Here is a 16,683-nt window from a genome sequence, read left to right on the forward strand (position 1 = left end):
TCTCTATTAATATCTAATTGAAATTATTTCAAAAACAAATGATATATTTACAAAGATAAAATAAATAAATTATCAAAAAAGTTTACTTTGATAATTACTTATAAAATAAATTCTTTATCTTAATAATTAACTAATAGTTCAATTACAAATGTATACCCGTCATCTTTCAAGTTGTCTCTTTGTTGGCTGCACTCACTCACCCCGGTCACATCGTTATCTATGCTCCCGGGGATTCGCTCCCTTGCCGCCGCGATGCATCTTGAAATCCATAGGGTATAACTTATTCAACATTTACAAACCATCCTATATATTCAATTATTTGAAAATATAAGGCTGGGTTAAAAGTAATTCATAACACACTATTTTTCAACAAATAAATAATATCATTAATGTAAATACCGTAAACGAACCAATACAAATTCAAATTAAATCCATTATATTTTTTTATAATAATAAGATTATAAAGTCGATATAAATGTGATTATATTTAATATCATATAGAAATAATTTAAAACTAGAAATAGCTTTATTACATACTATCTTACAATAAATATTATTGCTATAAAACAATAAGATATGCAATAAATCATTAATTACAAGACAATATCACCCAAGTAAATCGTTCTACAAGGTAATTTACTTGATGCCCTGAGACATTTATCAATTTATAATTTCATTTCGATATTGTTTAATTTCCAGACAGCAGAGAAATATATAGACATTATATTGATCAATATTAACAATGAAAATATATGTCTATTTATTTATAAACTTTACATTAATTATTATTAATAATTAATGATAATAACAATGAAACATATTTTTATATATAGCAAAGAAAATTCATAAAAAATAAAATAAGATTAGATTAAATTCCAATAGCAAAACTTGACTAAATAACCTATAAATAAACTAAAGTGGTCACCCGGAATAGCGATTAACTTAAGCAAAGTATCAGATATTACCTGTGCCCAACCTAACGACAGATCGATATTTAAAGGCACTGACTTTTCATCCGGCACAAAAGAAATAGCGGGAGAAAATTCTGATACAAAGTCACTGATAACGCTCGATCTGCTCCCAATTTTTGGGATCACATCAGCTCACAAATTTGCGGGATATAATACCCAGTTGGGTTCTGTTCACCCTCCGGCCTGTTTCGAAAGGTAACTAAGGGATTGCAAAACAGCAAGGCGCTTACACCAGAATGAGTCACTGGAGGTAAATGTCTGGAGAATGCTCTTCACATTCTGAGTGGGTGGTAAAGGGTCATTCATGACTTTAATAAATTTGTTAAAAATTTGAAAAATATCATTCATGACAATTATATCCCATATTTTTCTATTAACTTCTTTCTCTCCAAAAAAAATAAAAACGGATATATCTGGCATCAATTCAATATATTCATAAACTGAATACCATGCCCAGATTAATAACAATAAATTAGCAACACCCAATTAACATTTTTAGGATAATATTGATTAATTGACCGCAATTATTATTAGCTTTAGCTTGCGCCCACCTATGAAAATGACATATATTTAAATTAAAGCCTATGCTCTTAATACCGATTATTATTAGTTGACTCTGCAATACATCATCTTGCGGAAAGGCTTTTCTATATTAACAACGTGAGAATGGAATCCCGTAAGGGAAAATTACAATGAATAGGGAAAATATATCCGCCGATGCAGATACATTGTCATCTGCGCTTAACTGTTGCCGATTATTGTTGCAATTAGCTAAAGGTGAGGCTCAGGAACCACAGCCTCTGCTCCCCCATAACAAACTGAAACCTGCGATAAAAGAGTACGGCAAGGCACATGATGTTGATCTGGCATTATGCCGTTTAAAATTCCCCAAAATGACTCCCAAGCTGCTGCCCCTAGCCTTTCGCGACAAACAGGGGGGATTTATTGTATTAGCGCGCCTTTCCACTGATCAGGCCCTGATCCAATCTCCTTATGCCGTTTCACCCGAAATACTCTCCATCAACGAGCTAGCAGCCAGATGGAGCGGAGAGGTGATCCGGTTAGGGGAAGCTTCCCTCAGATTCGATGTCTCTTGGTTTATACCCGCGTTTATCCACCATCGCCACCTCCTCGGCGAGGTGCTGCTTTTTTCCCTGATGCTTCAGCTACTTGCCCTAATCACTCCTCTGTTTTTCCAAGTGGTGATGGACAAAGTGTTGGTGCACAAAGCGTTGTCGACCCTAGACGTATTGGTGATAGTGCTGGCAGTGGTCGGGCTGTTCGAGGTGGTGCTCCGGGGGCTACGCGAATACCTCTTTGCCCACACTGCCAACCGCATCGATATCACCCTAGGGATCAAGCTGTTCCGGCACCTACTCGGCCTGCCCCTGCTTTACTTCAAACACCGTCAAGTGGGCGCTATCATCACCCGGGTGCAGGAGCTTGATAGCATTCGTGACTTCCTGACCGGCTCCATGCTAACCCTGAGCGTGGACCTCGCCTCCACCTTCGTCTTCTTCGGGGTCATGGCCTGGCTATCGCCGTCCCTAACCTGTATGGTACTGGCGGTATTGCCCCTCTATTTTCTGCTAGCTTGGCTGAGCTCCAAACCACTGCAACAACGCATCGAACAACAGTTCCAAACGGCTGCCCTCAATACCTCATTCTTGAACGAGTCCGTCAGCGGCGCTGAAACCATCAAGAGCCTAGCGGTAGAACCCAGGATGCAACGGCGCTGGGAATCCCAAACCGCGAGCATGGTCGAAGCCGGTTTCCGCACTCAGACCCTCAACAGCTTCATCAGCCACGCGGTTATGCTACTACAGAAGACGACCGGCGTCGGGATCATCTGGCTGGGCGCCAACATGGTGATCTCTCTGGAACTCACCATAGGTCAACTGATCGCTTTCAACATGATGGTGTCCCACATCAACCAACCCATCACCAAACTGATCGACCTGTGGCAACAGTTTGTCCAAACCCGGGTCGCCGTCGACAAGCTCGGTGACATACTCAACCTGCCCGTCGAACAGGAGCAGGGGAACATCCGTCCTCAGCAGCCACTCTCCGGTGATCTGCAAATACGCAACCTAGTGTTCCGCTACCAGCCCCATCAAGCCCCGGTGTTGCAGGGGGTTACCCTGCATATCAGGTCCGGCGAGAACCTGGGCATAGTCGGTCCCTCCGGTTCGGGTAAGAGTACGCTGGCCCGCTTATTACAGAAGCTCTACGCTCCGGACGAGGGGGAGATCTTGATCGACGGCACTCCCCTACACCAACTGGACCCCGGCTACCTGCGCAGCCAGATTGGGGTGGTACTACAGGAGAACTACCTGTTCAACCGTAGCGTACGCCACAACATAGCATTTAAGGACCCCTCCGCCTCGCTGGAGAACGTGATGGCCGTCGCCAAGCTGGCCGGCGCACATGACTTTATCCTGCAATTACCTCTGGGCTATGACACGGTACTGGCCGAGGCCGGCAGTTCCCTATCGGGAGGACAGCGCCAGCGCATTGCCATCGCCCGCGCTCTGATGGCTAACCCCAAAATATTGATCTTCGACGAAGCGACCAGTGCCCTCGATGACGAATCCCAAGCGCTGATCCAGGCCAACATGGCCGAGATCGCGCTAGGGCGCACCGTCATCATCATTGCCCACCGCCTGTCCACGGTGCGTCACTGCGATCGCATTATCACTTTGGAGCAGGGCCTTATCACCGAATCAGGCAACCATCACCAACTATTGGTCAAGGGCGGCTGCTACGCCAGGCTGTGGCAGATGCAACAGGAATTACGAAAGGAGACGGAGCCATGTCATTCAAGAAACACCTAAAAACCGTCCTCCGGGCTTGGCAGCGGGAGCGTAACGCGCCCAAAACGACGAAGCGCACCCGCGACGAGTACGAGTTTCAGCCCGGCTACCTGGAGATCGTTGAACGACCTCCCGCGCCTTGGGCAAGGTGCACGGCAATGGCGCTGACCCTGTTTCTGTTGGTGGTTCTACTCTGGTCCATCATCGGTCGCCTAGACATCCATGCCAACGCGACAGGCAGGCTGCTGGTGTCCAGCCACTCTAAAGTGATCCAATCCCTTGAAGCCGGCGAGATTGTGGCGATTCACGTGCGTGACGGACAAAGGGTGAAGACTGGGGATCTGCTGATCAAACTCAACCCCATAGGAGTCGAGGCCGAGCTAAAGGAGCTACAGGAGCAGCTTAACTTCAAGCGGCTGGAGATGGCTAGACTACAGGCCCTGCTAACCGATACCCCCATTGAGCATTTCGCCGTACAGGAAGGTATGCCACAGGCACAGGTCGAGCTAGCCAGAGAGCACCTGATCAGTATCTGGAAAGAGGTGGTCGCCAATCTAGAAAGCCTGGACAGCGAGATGAGCGTCAACCAAGCGAGCCAGAGTGCACGTAACGCCGATATCACCGCGCTGGAAAAGCTGATGACCAATATCAAAGTGCGCCTTGAAGCCAGTCGTACCTTAGCTGCCAGCCAGCTATTGCCCAAAGTCGAGCTACTGGAGCAAGAGAAAGAGAAGCTGGAAATCGAACGCACCCTTTCTCAACAGCATGCCGAGCTGACCGTCCTCAAGGAGCAATATCAGGTACTGAAAGAGAGCCGGGACCGCTACCTGGCCAAGACCCGCCGGGAATATTACGACCAGCTAAACGAAACTCAGACCGCTATCGCGGTCATGACACAACAGTTGATAAAGGCTGGCGAGAGGCGGCGGCTGCAAAGCCTGCGGGCACCGGTTGACGGCGTAGTGCAGCAGCTAGCGATCCACACCTTGGGAGGCGTAGTGCAATCGGCCCAGCAACTAATGGTTATCGTGCCCGATGATACCTCTCTGGAAGCCGAAGTGATGGTGTTGAACAAAGATGTGGGGTTCGTGTACGCCGGTCAGCTGGTGGAAATTAAGGTCGACGCCTTTCCCTATACCCGCTATGGCACTATACGGGGTAAGGTCGCCCACGTCTCCAAGGATGCGGTCAAGGATGAGCAGCTAGGTCTGGTATTCCCCGCCCTGATCCAGATGGAGCGCTCCTCTATCGCAGTGGACCAGCATGAGGTACCGCTACAGGCAGGCATGAGTGTCACCGCGGAAATCCGTACCGGTGATCGGCGGGTGATCGACTACCTACTCAGCCCACTACAACAGTACCAGTCCGAAGCATTGAGGGAACGATAATGTCAACCATCGAATCTATTCTGTCGGAACCGATCATCGTCGACGCGTCTAAGGCGGTAGCGGATGGCGGCCTCCTGGCCCTGACCCATGCCGCCCGCCATTTCAACTTGGCGGTGGAACCGGAACAACTAAGCCACCGTCTCGGACGCCCCCAAGGGGTCTCAGATAGCCAGGACTTATGCCGCTGCGCCCAGTGGATCGGCTTGAGGGCACGCCACATCTCCACAGATATGAGCCGTCTCGATACCCTGCCCCTTCCTATCCTGCTGGATACGGAACAGGGCTGGCAGGTGCTAGAGAGAGTCGAAGGCGAGTTCATTACCTTGTATCAGCCAAGCGTGGGTAAGATATGTCGCTATCCCCGAACCCTCTTCGCTAGCCATTGGCAAGGCAGCGCTGTGCTGCTGGCGGAGGCGACCGAACCGCAGAAACGGCAGCGGTTTGGCTTCGTCTGGTTCGTGCCTTCCATCCGCAAACATGTCAGCCAGTTTAGGAACGTAATCCTAGTGTCTCTGATGCTACAGGTGATCGCCTTGGTGACCCCCATACTGTTCGAGAACGTGATCGATCGGGTGCTGGTCAGCCGCAGCCTATCGAGCCTGCAAGTGCTAGGAATCGCCATGTTGGCTCTGGCTTTGTTCGAACCCGTCTATGGTTTCCTTCGTTCCTGGCTATTCACCAACTTCGCCAGCAAGGTCAACTCCGAGCTCTCCGGCCGCCTCTATCAGCACCTAATGGCCTTGCCTATGGGCTATTTCCAACAGCGTCAGACCGGTGAGATCATCGCCCGGGTGCGCGAGATGAACCAGATCCACCAATTTCTCACCGGTTCAGCGCTGACTATGGTGCTGGATTTGGCCTTCGTCGGCCTGTTTGTCGCCGTGATGTTCTCCTACGCCACCGAGCTAACTTGGCTGGTGCTCGGTTCTCTCGTGCTCTACTTCCTGTTCTGGCTAGGTGTCGGGCCCGTACTGCGTGCCCGGGTATTGCGAGAGTACGAGCTAGGGGCCGACAACACCGCTTTCCTTACCGAGTCAGTCACTGGCATTGAAACCATCAAAACCAACGCCACCGAAGCTGGCTTCCTACACCGCTGGGAGCGGCAGCTATCTGCCTTCGTCCGCGCCTCATTCCGCGCCAAAGTGGTGGGGATCTTGGCTGGTCAGGGAATCGATCTCATCCAGAAGCTAACCTCCGCCCTGCTACTACTGTGGGGCGTTACTCTAGTCATGGAGGGCAAACTCAGCCCAGGGGAGCTGGTCGCTTTCAACATGCTCTCGGAACACGTGACCCAGCCGATTCTGCGTCTGGCCCAAGTCTGTCAGGATTTCCAGCATACCCTGATCTCGATGCGCAGGATTGGCGACATTCTTGATGAGGAGGGGGAAAGTGGCAGTGGCGGCCTGGCCTCCGTACCCAAGCTACAGGGAGGGGTGAGTTTCAGAGGCGTACGTTTTCGTTACAACGAGGATAGTCAGGAGGTGTTACGCAACCTCAATATCGAGATTCATCCCGGCGAATTCATCGGTATCACAGGGCCATCCGGCTCGGGCAAATCCACCTTGGCTCGGCTGTTGCAGCGCCTCTATATACCTCAGCACGGCCAGGTGTTGGTGGATGGGATAGATTTGGCAATCGCGGATCCGGTGGCACTGCGCCGCAACATGAGCGTCGTGCTGCAAGAAAGCGTGCTGTTTGCTGGCAGCATCGCCGAGAACATTCGTTTATGTCGGCCCCAGGCCAGCGATACGGAAGTGTATGAAGCCGCGACTTTGGCCGGTGCCGACAGTTTTATCAAGGCGCTGGACCGAGGCTATGAGACCCAAGTCGGCGAGCGTGGCGGTCAACTCTCCGGGGGGCAACGCCAACGCATCGCCCTAGCCCGAGCACTACTGACCAATCCGGGAATATTGCTACTGGATGAAGCCACTAGCGCCCTGGACTACGAGTCGGAAGCGGCGGTAATGACCAACCTACAACGCATTGCACAGGGCCGCACAGTGATCAGCGTCGCCCATCGCCTTAATACCCTGCGCCATGCCCATCGAATTCTGGTGATCGACCAAGGTCAAGTGATCGAACAGGGCAGCCATGAGCAACTGCTCGCCTTGAACGGGCTTTATGCCCGACTGTGGACCTTGCAGATGAAGGATTCTTAGATCACAGGCGGCCAACCGTGTCCGCCATAACCATTCTTGCAATGTTGCAACCCATAAATACCAAAGTAGGATTTTCCTAAGGAGAACCATTATGCCCAGTAACAGCTATCAATCGCTGCTCACGTCTGCGCAAACGACCTTTAGAGAGATGAGGAGCAAACCGAAAATCCAAATGCTGGTCCAAGAGATCAAGAAGGGGTTCCGTGAAAATGGTCGCAAATGGAGTCCTGAATTGCTCCAGCAACAGAAAATGCTGGAACGGGCGCTGGAGAGCAACGCTTATTGGCGCTACAGTAATGACAGACCGGTCGGCATCAGTAGCCTCGACAAAAGCGAGCAACTGGCATTTGTCAGTTATATCAAGACACTGGCGACACGCATCACAACAATCGACATCTTGGTACAAGGCAATGAGAAAACAGCGCTATCTTCGCAAACAGATGACGCCCTAGGCAATGCCGAAGCTTTCCGGATGCTGCCCAAGGATTTTGCGCAACGTTATGACGTCCGCGGCAAGCTTGGTGCGCGGCTGACCATCAACGTTAACAAGGCGCATTTCAACTTACTTGCCCGGGCGTTGCCCCAGTTGTTCAATGATGACAATCGCGGCTGGCTGGAACAGGCCAAGATCATGGGGCCGAAAAATCTGGGCAGCCGTACCGACCAAGCCGTGATCTACCTTTCCAGAGCCGGGGTCGAGCATGCTCAAACCATCAGCTCAAAGCTTAGCGAACTGTTACCGGCGACAGCCTTTGTCGAACACACCCCGACTGGTATGTATCGCGTGGGCAAAGGCATTTCCTACTCTGAAACAGCCGAGGGTGGATCGAGCAGTCACGGTCAGTCCCGAGCACAACTGATTGCCGCAGCGGGTACACAGTCCTTACTTACCGATATTCCAATCGAGAAAGCCCTGACGTATACCTTGCAGATGCGCGGGTACGATGTACACATTCCGGCGTTGCTCTCACAAGCACTACGGGATAGCGAGCTCAAGGGGAAGCTGGTGCCCATGAGTGGCGGTTTTGAGCCTCGTCAGAGCAGCGCCGACATCCATCAGTTCACCGCCGATCCTGTGTTATTCGCCAAATCCAACACCATCAGTGCCGAGACATTAATCAAGTCGGGGAGTCTCCCGGCGGAAGGGAACGCCCAGCTAGTGAAAATCCGATCAGGCTTGTACGAGCTCGAATACACCGATCGAGGTGCTAATGATGATGTAGCAACAAGCGTTAACAACATACCAGCGTATTTTCTCAACTACGACAGCGCCGACCAGGCCAATGCATCACCAGCCTACGTAGACATTCCTAAGCATGAGATCGCGGAGAGCTTTCTATTTACTGGAACGCTATCGGGCGGTTCGGTGGTGGTGACCAGCCTTGATGCCAATACCTACCGGGTCTATCACGACGGCCGAGTCAACAGTTCGCTGCTATACGATAACGTGGTGATGGCAGTGGACTACAAAGATTACCGGGTAGCTGCTACCACCAAAAGCCTCGCCGTGGCGTACATGCAGTATGTCAATGGTGAATGGCAATTGGTGTTCCAGCGCCAGGAGTATCAGCAAGACGGCCAGATGAGCTGGACAAAGCTGCGCGGCGGTGAAGAACCGCTCTCGATCCAGATCGCGGACAGCCAAGTGGTTAAACGCAACCAAGCTCAATTCGCCACTTACCGCGAGCAGGTTCATCAACAACTAAAGAAAGTCGCTGCCCAGTTCGGGGTGTCAGTCGAAGGGATCACCGATGGTGTATACACAGAGGGTGAATTTTCTCCTGATCATCCAGCAATTGCCGCGTGGATTCAGTTACATGCCGAGGTTGACGATAGGATCAACGCGGATATCAAGCAGCTAGTAGACAAACGAAGCAAACTCTATGAAGAGCAACGCAATACCTCTCAGCACAACCTGATCGACCAACAGATAAAACAGATTGATATCACTCTGGAGTATTACAAGGCGCAATACGATACGGTTCTGCGTGAAGCGGGCTTCGTCGAACAAAGCTGGTTATGGCAGCAGATCAAGTCCAAGGACGGCATGGCTGCCGTAGTGCGGATCGACAATACGCCCATCCAGAACGGTGGACCGGAGCATACCAGTAGCGTGGGCGAGCGTTATGCGATCGCCGAAGCTTACCAACATCGTGTGTATGGCACCACGTTTACCGATGGTCAGCGTAACTTCCGCGATATTAGCATCCCTGGGATGTACGATAGGATGTCAGCCTTGGAGATGAAGATCCTGTTTCTCAAAGGCCAGCTCACTTCTGAGCAGCAAGGTGCCTTGAGTGCTCACATTACTGAAACCAGCCAGGCAGAGTACATCGACAAAGTATTGAAGTGGACGGCAGTGTACAGCGAGGGTTTTCATCGCGCCGGTAGTAGCTTCGACCGTCTGGTGCCACAGGACTTTTACCTGTCGCTGGTCGGCGACAAGTCCGGCGGCCGTTGCTACCCCTTGGTCAGAGCGATGGCGGTGGCGCTGGCTAACAGCGGCGAAGCGGGTATCAACAGTCTGGTGGAAAAACTCTTCCTGGCTGCCGCCGATCCCCACGCAAACAATTCCACGCTGCTGAAAAACAGTCTGATCAAATTGCACTCCGATAACGTTGAGGCCGTACAGGCGTCAACGGTGCGCGGGAAAGTCAAATTGTCCGAAGCGGTTTCCCTGCTGAAAAAGACGACCAAGACCTCAACGTTCGCGCTCAATACCCCAAATCACTCGATGATGGTGGGAAGTACGGTCGGACTCGAAGGACGCCGTTACTATTTCTATGATCCGAATGTCGGTATTTTTGCCTTCAACAGTACAAGCAGCTTCTTCCAGGCCATGAAGAATCACTTGGTGGGACGCAAACTGGCCGCCCACTACGGTTCGCTTGGCAGCGAGTTAGCCCCTATCTTCAACTTGGTGGAGATCGATGCCAGCAAGATGGCAAAGGTGCCAGTGGGTAACGACCTGAACGTGGCCGACCTGACTCGTCCCGATGAACTAACCACGGTCATAGAGCAACGGCGGCAGGTTGAGCAGGCGGTTAACACCCAAGTACGGATTGCCAAGGACACCCGGTTGCACACTGCATTGGCGATCCTCGATGCCGAACAGTGGGGATCAAGGTTCGCCGAGGCCAGTACACGGATCGCCCAAGAAAACAACCTTGATCAGCGCTGGATGCCAGTGATTGGCAATACCGAGGACCAAGGCAAAGGCCACTATCGAATCCAGTTCATCAATCGCGACCAACCCGAGGAGACCCGTTGGGTGAGCAGCAGTGATGCCACCTTTATCGAATTCCGCCGCTTTATCGATGAACATGTGCTCACCCTAGGCCAACATTTCACCCTCGAACACGGCCAGATACAGCCCAAAGGCGGTATCGGCGAAGCAGCTCCAGTTGTTGATGGGCTAAACGCCGGGTTTGCGATACAGACATTGATCCAATGGTTTGCCGACAAGAACCGCAACGACGCGGCACGTGGGATCGCTTCGCCTGATCTGTCCACCGCACTCAAGGTCCACAGCTACATCAACTTTGTCCAGATGGCTCACAGTGGCGTACAGGACGTGACTAAAGTCAGCGAACTGGTGCGTACGGCGTTGCGCGGCGAAGTGGTGGCCGCCGAAACTTCACTCAAGGACTTTACCTCCATCCTGGGGCACACCGTCAATGAAGGCGCAGGCGTACTGTTTGGCGGCGCTATGGTCGGCCTGGATGCTTATGAGCTGGCCCACGCTGAGAACGATGGTCAGAAGGCGGTGTTCGGTACCCAGCTTGCGTTCGACTCGGCTAGCTTCGTCACTGGTACAGCCGGGGTGGGGGCTGGTTTGGTCGGTGCCTCAACAGCGGGCGCTGTGCTCGGTTCTGGAGGAGTGATCCTTGGCGGGCTCGCAGTGGGCTTTACGGCACTGGCGCAAGCCTTTGGTGCGGTTGCCGAGGATGCCAAGGCGGTAGGCCATTACTTCAACACGCTCGACAATGCCTATAAAGGCAATGGATATCGGTATGACAACGAAAAGAAAGTGCTGGTGCCCTTGGCTGGGGCTGTGATTAAAACCCTGGATCTGCGCAAGAATCAGATCGACTTCGACAGTCAGTACATTTACCGCACCCATTCGGGCTTTACCGGTTCAGGAAGAATCAATTATTTCTTCTGGATCGGCGACTTTCCAAAGATGGTCCATGACCGCAGCCAAGCAATCGAGGTGCGCAGTGGAATCGGTTACAAGGACGTTTCCCACAAACTCGACCACAGCGACAGCAATGTGCTGATCCTGCCCGGTACCCCAAAGTCCTTCATCAGTTACGAATACATGCAGCTCCCTAGCGCAACTACACGTCACGATGCCGGTTTTGATGTGATCCGCAGGCTTGAAGAGGATAAACGATTCGACTACGACTTCTACATCTTTCCAGGGGAGGTGACGATTCGTAGGATTCATCAGGAATATATGGCGACACCAATCGAAGTGGTGCTCGACCAGCGCAACCGGCAACTGATAGTGCCCGAGCTACCCAAGGAATTGCATGGCTACCTGCATTACGAGATCAAGGGTGCCGGTGGCGAGTACCTTATCGGGCTGAACGAAAGCGCCAGCGTGAAGCTCACGAGCGATGTCCCGCATAATCTGGTCGGCAGTGCGCCGTCACGCTGGATCATCGACAGCAGCCAGCTCGCCAGTGACAGTATCAGTGTGTCGAAGAACCGGCTGGTCGTTGGTGGAGTGGTGGTCGAACTCGATTCAGATCGGAAAGAGCAAGTGCTGGTAGTCAACTGCAAGGGCGAGGTGCGCGAAGTTGACTTCTCCAACTTGACAACTCAGGTGGTAAGCGAAGATGCGAGCAAGTGGCAGGTGCCGGGCCATAGCATCGAGCAGCATCTGAGCGATCTAGCCAAGGCGCATCAGTTGCACGGGCAGTACGTGGTGGTGGAGAACTACAGATACAACGAGCGAAATGTCGGCCGGGCGTTCTACGACGTAGCCAAAGACCGCATGCTGTTCACCGACACCCCCCACAAACAAGCCAGGCATGCACAACTGGGTGCAGTGATGGGCGACCATGCCTATTTCTACGACGCCGATAATGCGGCGGCATGGCGGGTAGACATCGCCACGGGACAGGTCGACGCTCAGTTTGAGCCTTGGTTCAACCAGAGTGCAGGCCAGATCTGTCGGCTATGGCAAGAGGGGAATGCGGTCTATCTGGCGCGCCGTTATCAGCTAAAAGGGAAGGAAGCTGAACTGAGCTATCGGCTCCTCGGTGACCGAATGGAGTTGGTCAGTGCGGTGGGTGATGATGCGCTCCTCCAGCTTTCGGCCCGTACCGGCCTGCATAGTGATGAGCTCAAAACTATACTCCAAGGCTACGAGAACGATAGCATTCAACGTGAAACTCCGACGTATACGCTGGGCGCACGGCTGATACAACCGACCAGTGCGGCGCTGGTCACAGTGTTCGGCGTGGATGCGGCTGGCGTAGCGCATCGCTACTGGATACGCACCGGCAATGGGACGCTGATGCTGATCAAGCCGAATCTGGCGCCACCGGCGGATCAGACCTTGCATTTTGAAGCGCACGAACAGGCCCGCAGTGCCTGGCCGATCCCGGCCGATCTCGTGTTGGCGGGCAGCATTCCCCTCCCCACTGGTACGGAAGTGTTCTTCTTCTACAGCAAGGAACAGAAAGCTCTGTTCCGTCAGGAAGGTCCCGGCCAGACTGTTCTCAATGCCAATCATCCCAGCGCATTACGCATCAGCACGCCAGCGTTGGCTAATCTGGTCAACCTGAATGGTAGCCTGCTCGCCATCACCGAGGATGGGCGTGTGGCCCGGCTCGATGCGCAGGGACAGCTTAACTATGAAGCGGTTAATGAGCATTGGCTCAAGGGGCGTACCCACTGGTGGCAAGATCTGGCTAACATTACCGACGGCAGCACCACTCTGGCAGTGTTCGGGATCAAGGGCACCGACGGCAAAAACCTACTGCCAGTGTGGTACCACAACGGCCAAGTGGTGGTGGCTTCAGCGGCACTACAGGGCAAATCGTTGCAGTTGCTGGGATTCGAAATGGATAGCCCCTCAGCACTGCTTTTCGAGCCCGAAAGCGGCAAGTTGTATCGTCAACTAGCCATGACCGAAAAGGCGTTGACCACGGCTTTTGGCGGCGCCAATCTGATACTTAGCGCCTCGGCGCGACTTCCTACTGCCAGTGAGTTGACACCTAAGTTGCATCTCAAGGAAGCGCGACAGGTCGATACCGGCATACGTCTGATCACGGTCAAGGGCGAGATCTTACTACGAACCAATAACGGCGAGTTGCAGTTAGTTGGCGTTGACAAAGACTGGCGGCAGAACAACCAAGCCCAACTGCCACAGGCGCTCACCAAACTCGCCGACCAGTGGCAGGCCAAAGGGACACTGACCTTGCAGGACAACAAGGAACTAGGCTGGTTCGATATCGACAGCGGTCAGGTATTTTGGGGTAATGGAATCCCTGTCTCGAACAATCTGCGCTTTGTGGGGATCGCCGCTGGTGAAAAGACGGCATATGTGTACAGCCCGATGACTCAAGCTCTGTACCAAATCAAGGACGGCAGTGCACAGATGCTCAATAGGTTCACAAGCGTGGAGCGTATCGGTTCTTCCCTTCTACTTCAAGGCGGGGTTGTAGAGGACAGCAAGGACGATCTGACGCCACCGCTCATTGATGGTGTCGACAGCGTGGTACTGCATGGCGGCACCGATAGCGATACCTACCGCCTCAGCCGGGCGATATGGTCCCATTACCGTACGATAGTCATCGATAACGACGACCAGGGCCAAGCCTTAGACCGCCTGATCCTACCGTTGGTTGATCCGGAAAGCATCCTGGTGAACCGCCACGATGACGACTTGATGTTAACCGATTCCAGCAACGGAACGGCCCTGATAGTGCGTCAGGTATTTGACAGTCAGGCTATGTCCCATCGGCATCTGCAAATCGAGCTGGAAGGTTCCTCGTCGGTGATCAACGTGGACCACCTGGTCGAGGGATTTACCCAATGGAATTACACCAAGGAAGGTCTGATGGAACTGTCTTGGGCCAGCAAGCAACCCGTCATCACAACCCATGCCGTTGTCGCTGTCCCGGACACAGAGGGGCCGAGCCTGGTGAAGCTGAGTGGGGCTATGGCTTCGTTCCCTGATACCGGTGGTGCCCGCGACCACCTACCGCAAATCCGTCCAGCTTCGCAGGCTATGCTGACGTCATCACTGATCTCTTAAAGGTCACACGAGAAGCAGCAGAAGGGGCGAAATGCCCTTTCTGTCCGTTTAGTTGTGCCTTTTAGAAACTGTCTAATTGACAGAGGACTCTTAATATTGAGGGAGGAGCTTTTGTAAATAAGAAGTTAGATTTCTAATCTAAAATGAAAAATATAAGCAGATTTTAAAACTGAAATATAATCCATGTGATGATTTAGCATGTATTATTACATATGGCTTTATATTCCTCAGTAAATACTTTCCTATTTTATAAAATAAAATCCTAACATTAACAAGATTAAAATAAATATTTTTAACTTCAAAATTTTGACAAATTTTATAAAAGCGATACACTTAATGTGCAAGTTATTAAATCATGCAAATTATAAAACTATTAAAGAGGGTATTTTTATGTTCAAGAAATTATTGGTAGTCGGAGCATTAGTATCAGGTATTGCATTAACTGGAGGAATTGGGGTTGCATCAGCAAACGTAGATATTAATTGGAGCAACTGTTATAATTCACCTATATCCTATAACGATAGCACGCGTATATATACTAAATATGTTGTTAAAAATGGTGGTCAATCTTCTTTTTCTAATAAATATACAGAGAATGGGATTACATGGTACTTTAAAGGTATAAAAAAATTAGATAATTGTGGATCAAATTATCATGTCGGTAAATATGAAGGTAGAAGATAATAAAACTCTACCGAGAAGCCTCATTAGAGGCTTCCAAACCGCTGACAAACCTCGTTAAAAATAACGAGGTTTTTGCTTTTATCATGAATAATAATATTTCTTATTTTTCCTTATTAACCTTTTCCTACTGCCTTTCAAAACGCTATTAATAAGAACAAAAATGCCGATCTTGAATATCGGCATTTTGCTATAAAAGAGAAGATTAATTTAATGCTTTAACGCTTCAATTTTATCCCGGCTCAGTCCGGTACTGGTGACAATAATGTTCAAACTCACGCCATGCCGTAATAAGGCACGAGCCGTTTCCAGTTTACCTTCTTCTCGACCTTCCTCTCGGCCTTCCTCTCGGCCTAGTTCAATACCTTGCTTGATACCTTGCACGCGCCCTTTTTGTTCAAGCTGTTCTGCAATAGTCATCAACATCGTTTCATGCTCCGGAGATTGTTACTTCAGTCTGACCGGTTTCAGCTTCGCCGGGAAAACGTAAAAGTCCCTTGTATAGCCATCATCCTGAATAAGAACAAAAATGCCGATCTTGAATATCGGCATTTTACTGTGAAAGAGAAGATTAATTTAATGCTTTAACATTTCAATTTTATCCCGGCTCAGTCCGGTACTAGTGACAATAATGTCCAAACTCACGCCATGCCGTAATAAGGCACGAGCCGTTTCCAGTTTACCTTCTTCTCGGCCTTCTTCTCGGCCTAGTTCAATACCTTGCTTGATACCTTGCTCGCGCCCTTTTTGTTCAAGCTGTTCTGCAATAGTCATCAACATCGTTTCATGCTCCGGAGATTGTTCAATCAGTTGATGGACAAAATGTGAGAGATCCAGCGTATGTCCATTCAGTAAAATATAGCGTAACACCACATTGCGCTGCTCGGTTGTATTATACCCTGCATTCAACAGTTCCACCAATTGGAGGAGCCATTCCTGCATATCCCGGCAGCGAATATGTTTTTGCACCAGCTCCATCAGGGCTACCCCTTTATGCGTCAGGATCTCTTCATCGCTGAGCACACTGACGTCCACCAACGGAAACGCCTGACGGTATAAGCGAGCCGCCTGTTCGGGGAGCGTAAAACAATCCAGCCACCGGTTTGAGTAAGGATACGGCCGAATCTCACCATGATAAAACAGCAGAGGTGCCACCAACGGGAGTTCAGTATGGCCTTTTTTCAGGTGAGCCGCCATAGCTGACATGGCATAATGCATCAGCCGCCAGGCCATCAGCGGGTCAGGAGTGGACTGATGTTCAATCAGACAATAGATATAGCCCTGTCCCCGAGCTGTTTCAACCGAGTAGAGCACATCACTGTGCAGTTGACGCAAATGCCAGTCCACAAAACTGCCGGGTTCCAGTTTCAATGTGGCTAAATCACACAACAACTGGAT

General features: G+C 51.0%; 6 protein-coding genes and 1 pseudogene. 5 read left to right on the forward strand and 2 right to left on the reverse strand.

Features of this window, described 5'->3' with window-relative positions; all coding sequences use genetic code 11:
* Positions 1–1,663 precede the first annotated feature (1,663 nt).
* From LGZ98_RS12485 to LGZ98_RS12505, 5 genes are all read left to right on the forward strand, one after another.
* Positions 1,664–3,805, forward strand: a complete 2,142-nt coding sequence (locus LGZ98_RS12485; protein ID WP_113044133.1) for a peptidase domain-containing ABC transporter — start codon at positions 1,664–1,666, stop codon at positions 3,803–3,805.
* On the forward strand, positions 3,784–5,172 hold the full coding sequence (locus tag LGZ98_RS12490; protein WP_262978138.1) for an HlyD family type I secretion periplasmic adaptor subunit: 1,389 nt from the start codon (positions 3,784–3,786) through the stop codon (positions 5,170–5,172). The genes LGZ98_RS12485 and LGZ98_RS12490 overlap by 22 nt, the downstream gene beginning before the upstream one ends.
* Positions 5,172–7,331 (forward strand): type I secretion system permease/ATPase, encoded by a 2,160-nt coding sequence (locus LGZ98_RS12495; protein ID WP_113044135.1) that lies wholly within the window; start codon positions 5,172–5,174, stop codon positions 7,329–7,331. The genes LGZ98_RS12490 and LGZ98_RS12495 overlap by 1 nt, the downstream gene beginning before the upstream one ends.
* Before the next feature lie 91 nt (positions 7,332–7,422).
* Positions 7,423–14,604 carry a TcdA/TcdB pore-forming domain-containing protein gene (locus tag LGZ98_RS12500; protein WP_262978139.1) on the forward strand — a complete coding sequence of 2,394 codons (7,182 nt, stop codon included), beginning with the start codon at positions 7,423–7,425 and terminating at the stop codon, positions 14,602–14,604.
* A 390-nt stretch (positions 14,605–14,994) separates the two neighbouring features.
* Positions 14,995–15,288 carry an LCI fold-containing protein gene (locus LGZ98_RS12505; RefSeq protein ID WP_113044146.1) on the forward strand — a complete coding sequence of 98 codons (294 nt, stop codon included), beginning with the start codon at positions 14,995–14,997 and terminating at the stop codon, positions 15,286–15,288.
* Positions 15,289–15,495: 207 nt separating this feature from the next.
* Here the strand turns inward: LGZ98_RS12505 and LGZ98_RS12510 are convergent.
* Together LGZ98_RS12510 and LGZ98_RS12515 are read right to left on the reverse strand one after the other, a co-directional pair.
* Positions 15,496–15,732, reverse strand: a pseudogene (locus LGZ98_RS12510) (ISNCY family transposase); the annotation flags it as partial.
* A gap of 129 nt (positions 15,733–15,861) precedes the next feature.
* Positions 15,862–16,683, reverse strand: an 822-nt coding sequence (locus LGZ98_RS12515) for an Rpn family recombination-promoting nuclease/putative transposase (protein ID WP_262978140.1), incomplete at its 5' end; no start/stop codon positions are given.

It is taken from the genome of Photorhabdus kayaii, assembly GCF_025384895.1.
Classification (GTDB): domain Bacteria; phylum Pseudomonadota; class Gammaproteobacteria; order Enterobacterales; family Enterobacteriaceae; genus Photorhabdus; species Photorhabdus kayaii.

Excerpts from the sequence above, each read along its gene's own strand:
- LGZ98_RS12505 (WP_113044146.1), top strand. The coding sequence starts at position 14,995 with ATGTTCAAGAAATTATTGGTAGTCGGAGCATTAGTATCAGGTATTGCA.
- LGZ98_RS12495 (WP_113044135.1), top strand. The coding sequence starts at position 5,172 with ATGTCAACCATCGAATCTATTCTGTCGGAACCGATCATCGTCGACGCG.
- LGZ98_RS12500 (WP_262978139.1), top strand. The coding sequence starts at position 7,423 with ATGCCCAGTAACAGCTATCAATCGCTGCTCACGTCTGCGCAAACGACC.
- LGZ98_RS12485 (WP_113044133.1), top strand. The coding sequence starts at position 1,664 with ATGAATAGGGAAAATATATCCGCCGATGCAGATACATTGTCATCTGCG.
- LGZ98_RS12490 (WP_262978138.1), top strand. The coding sequence starts at position 3,784 with ATGTCATTCAAGAAACACCTAAAAACCGTCCTCCGGGCTTGGCAGCGG.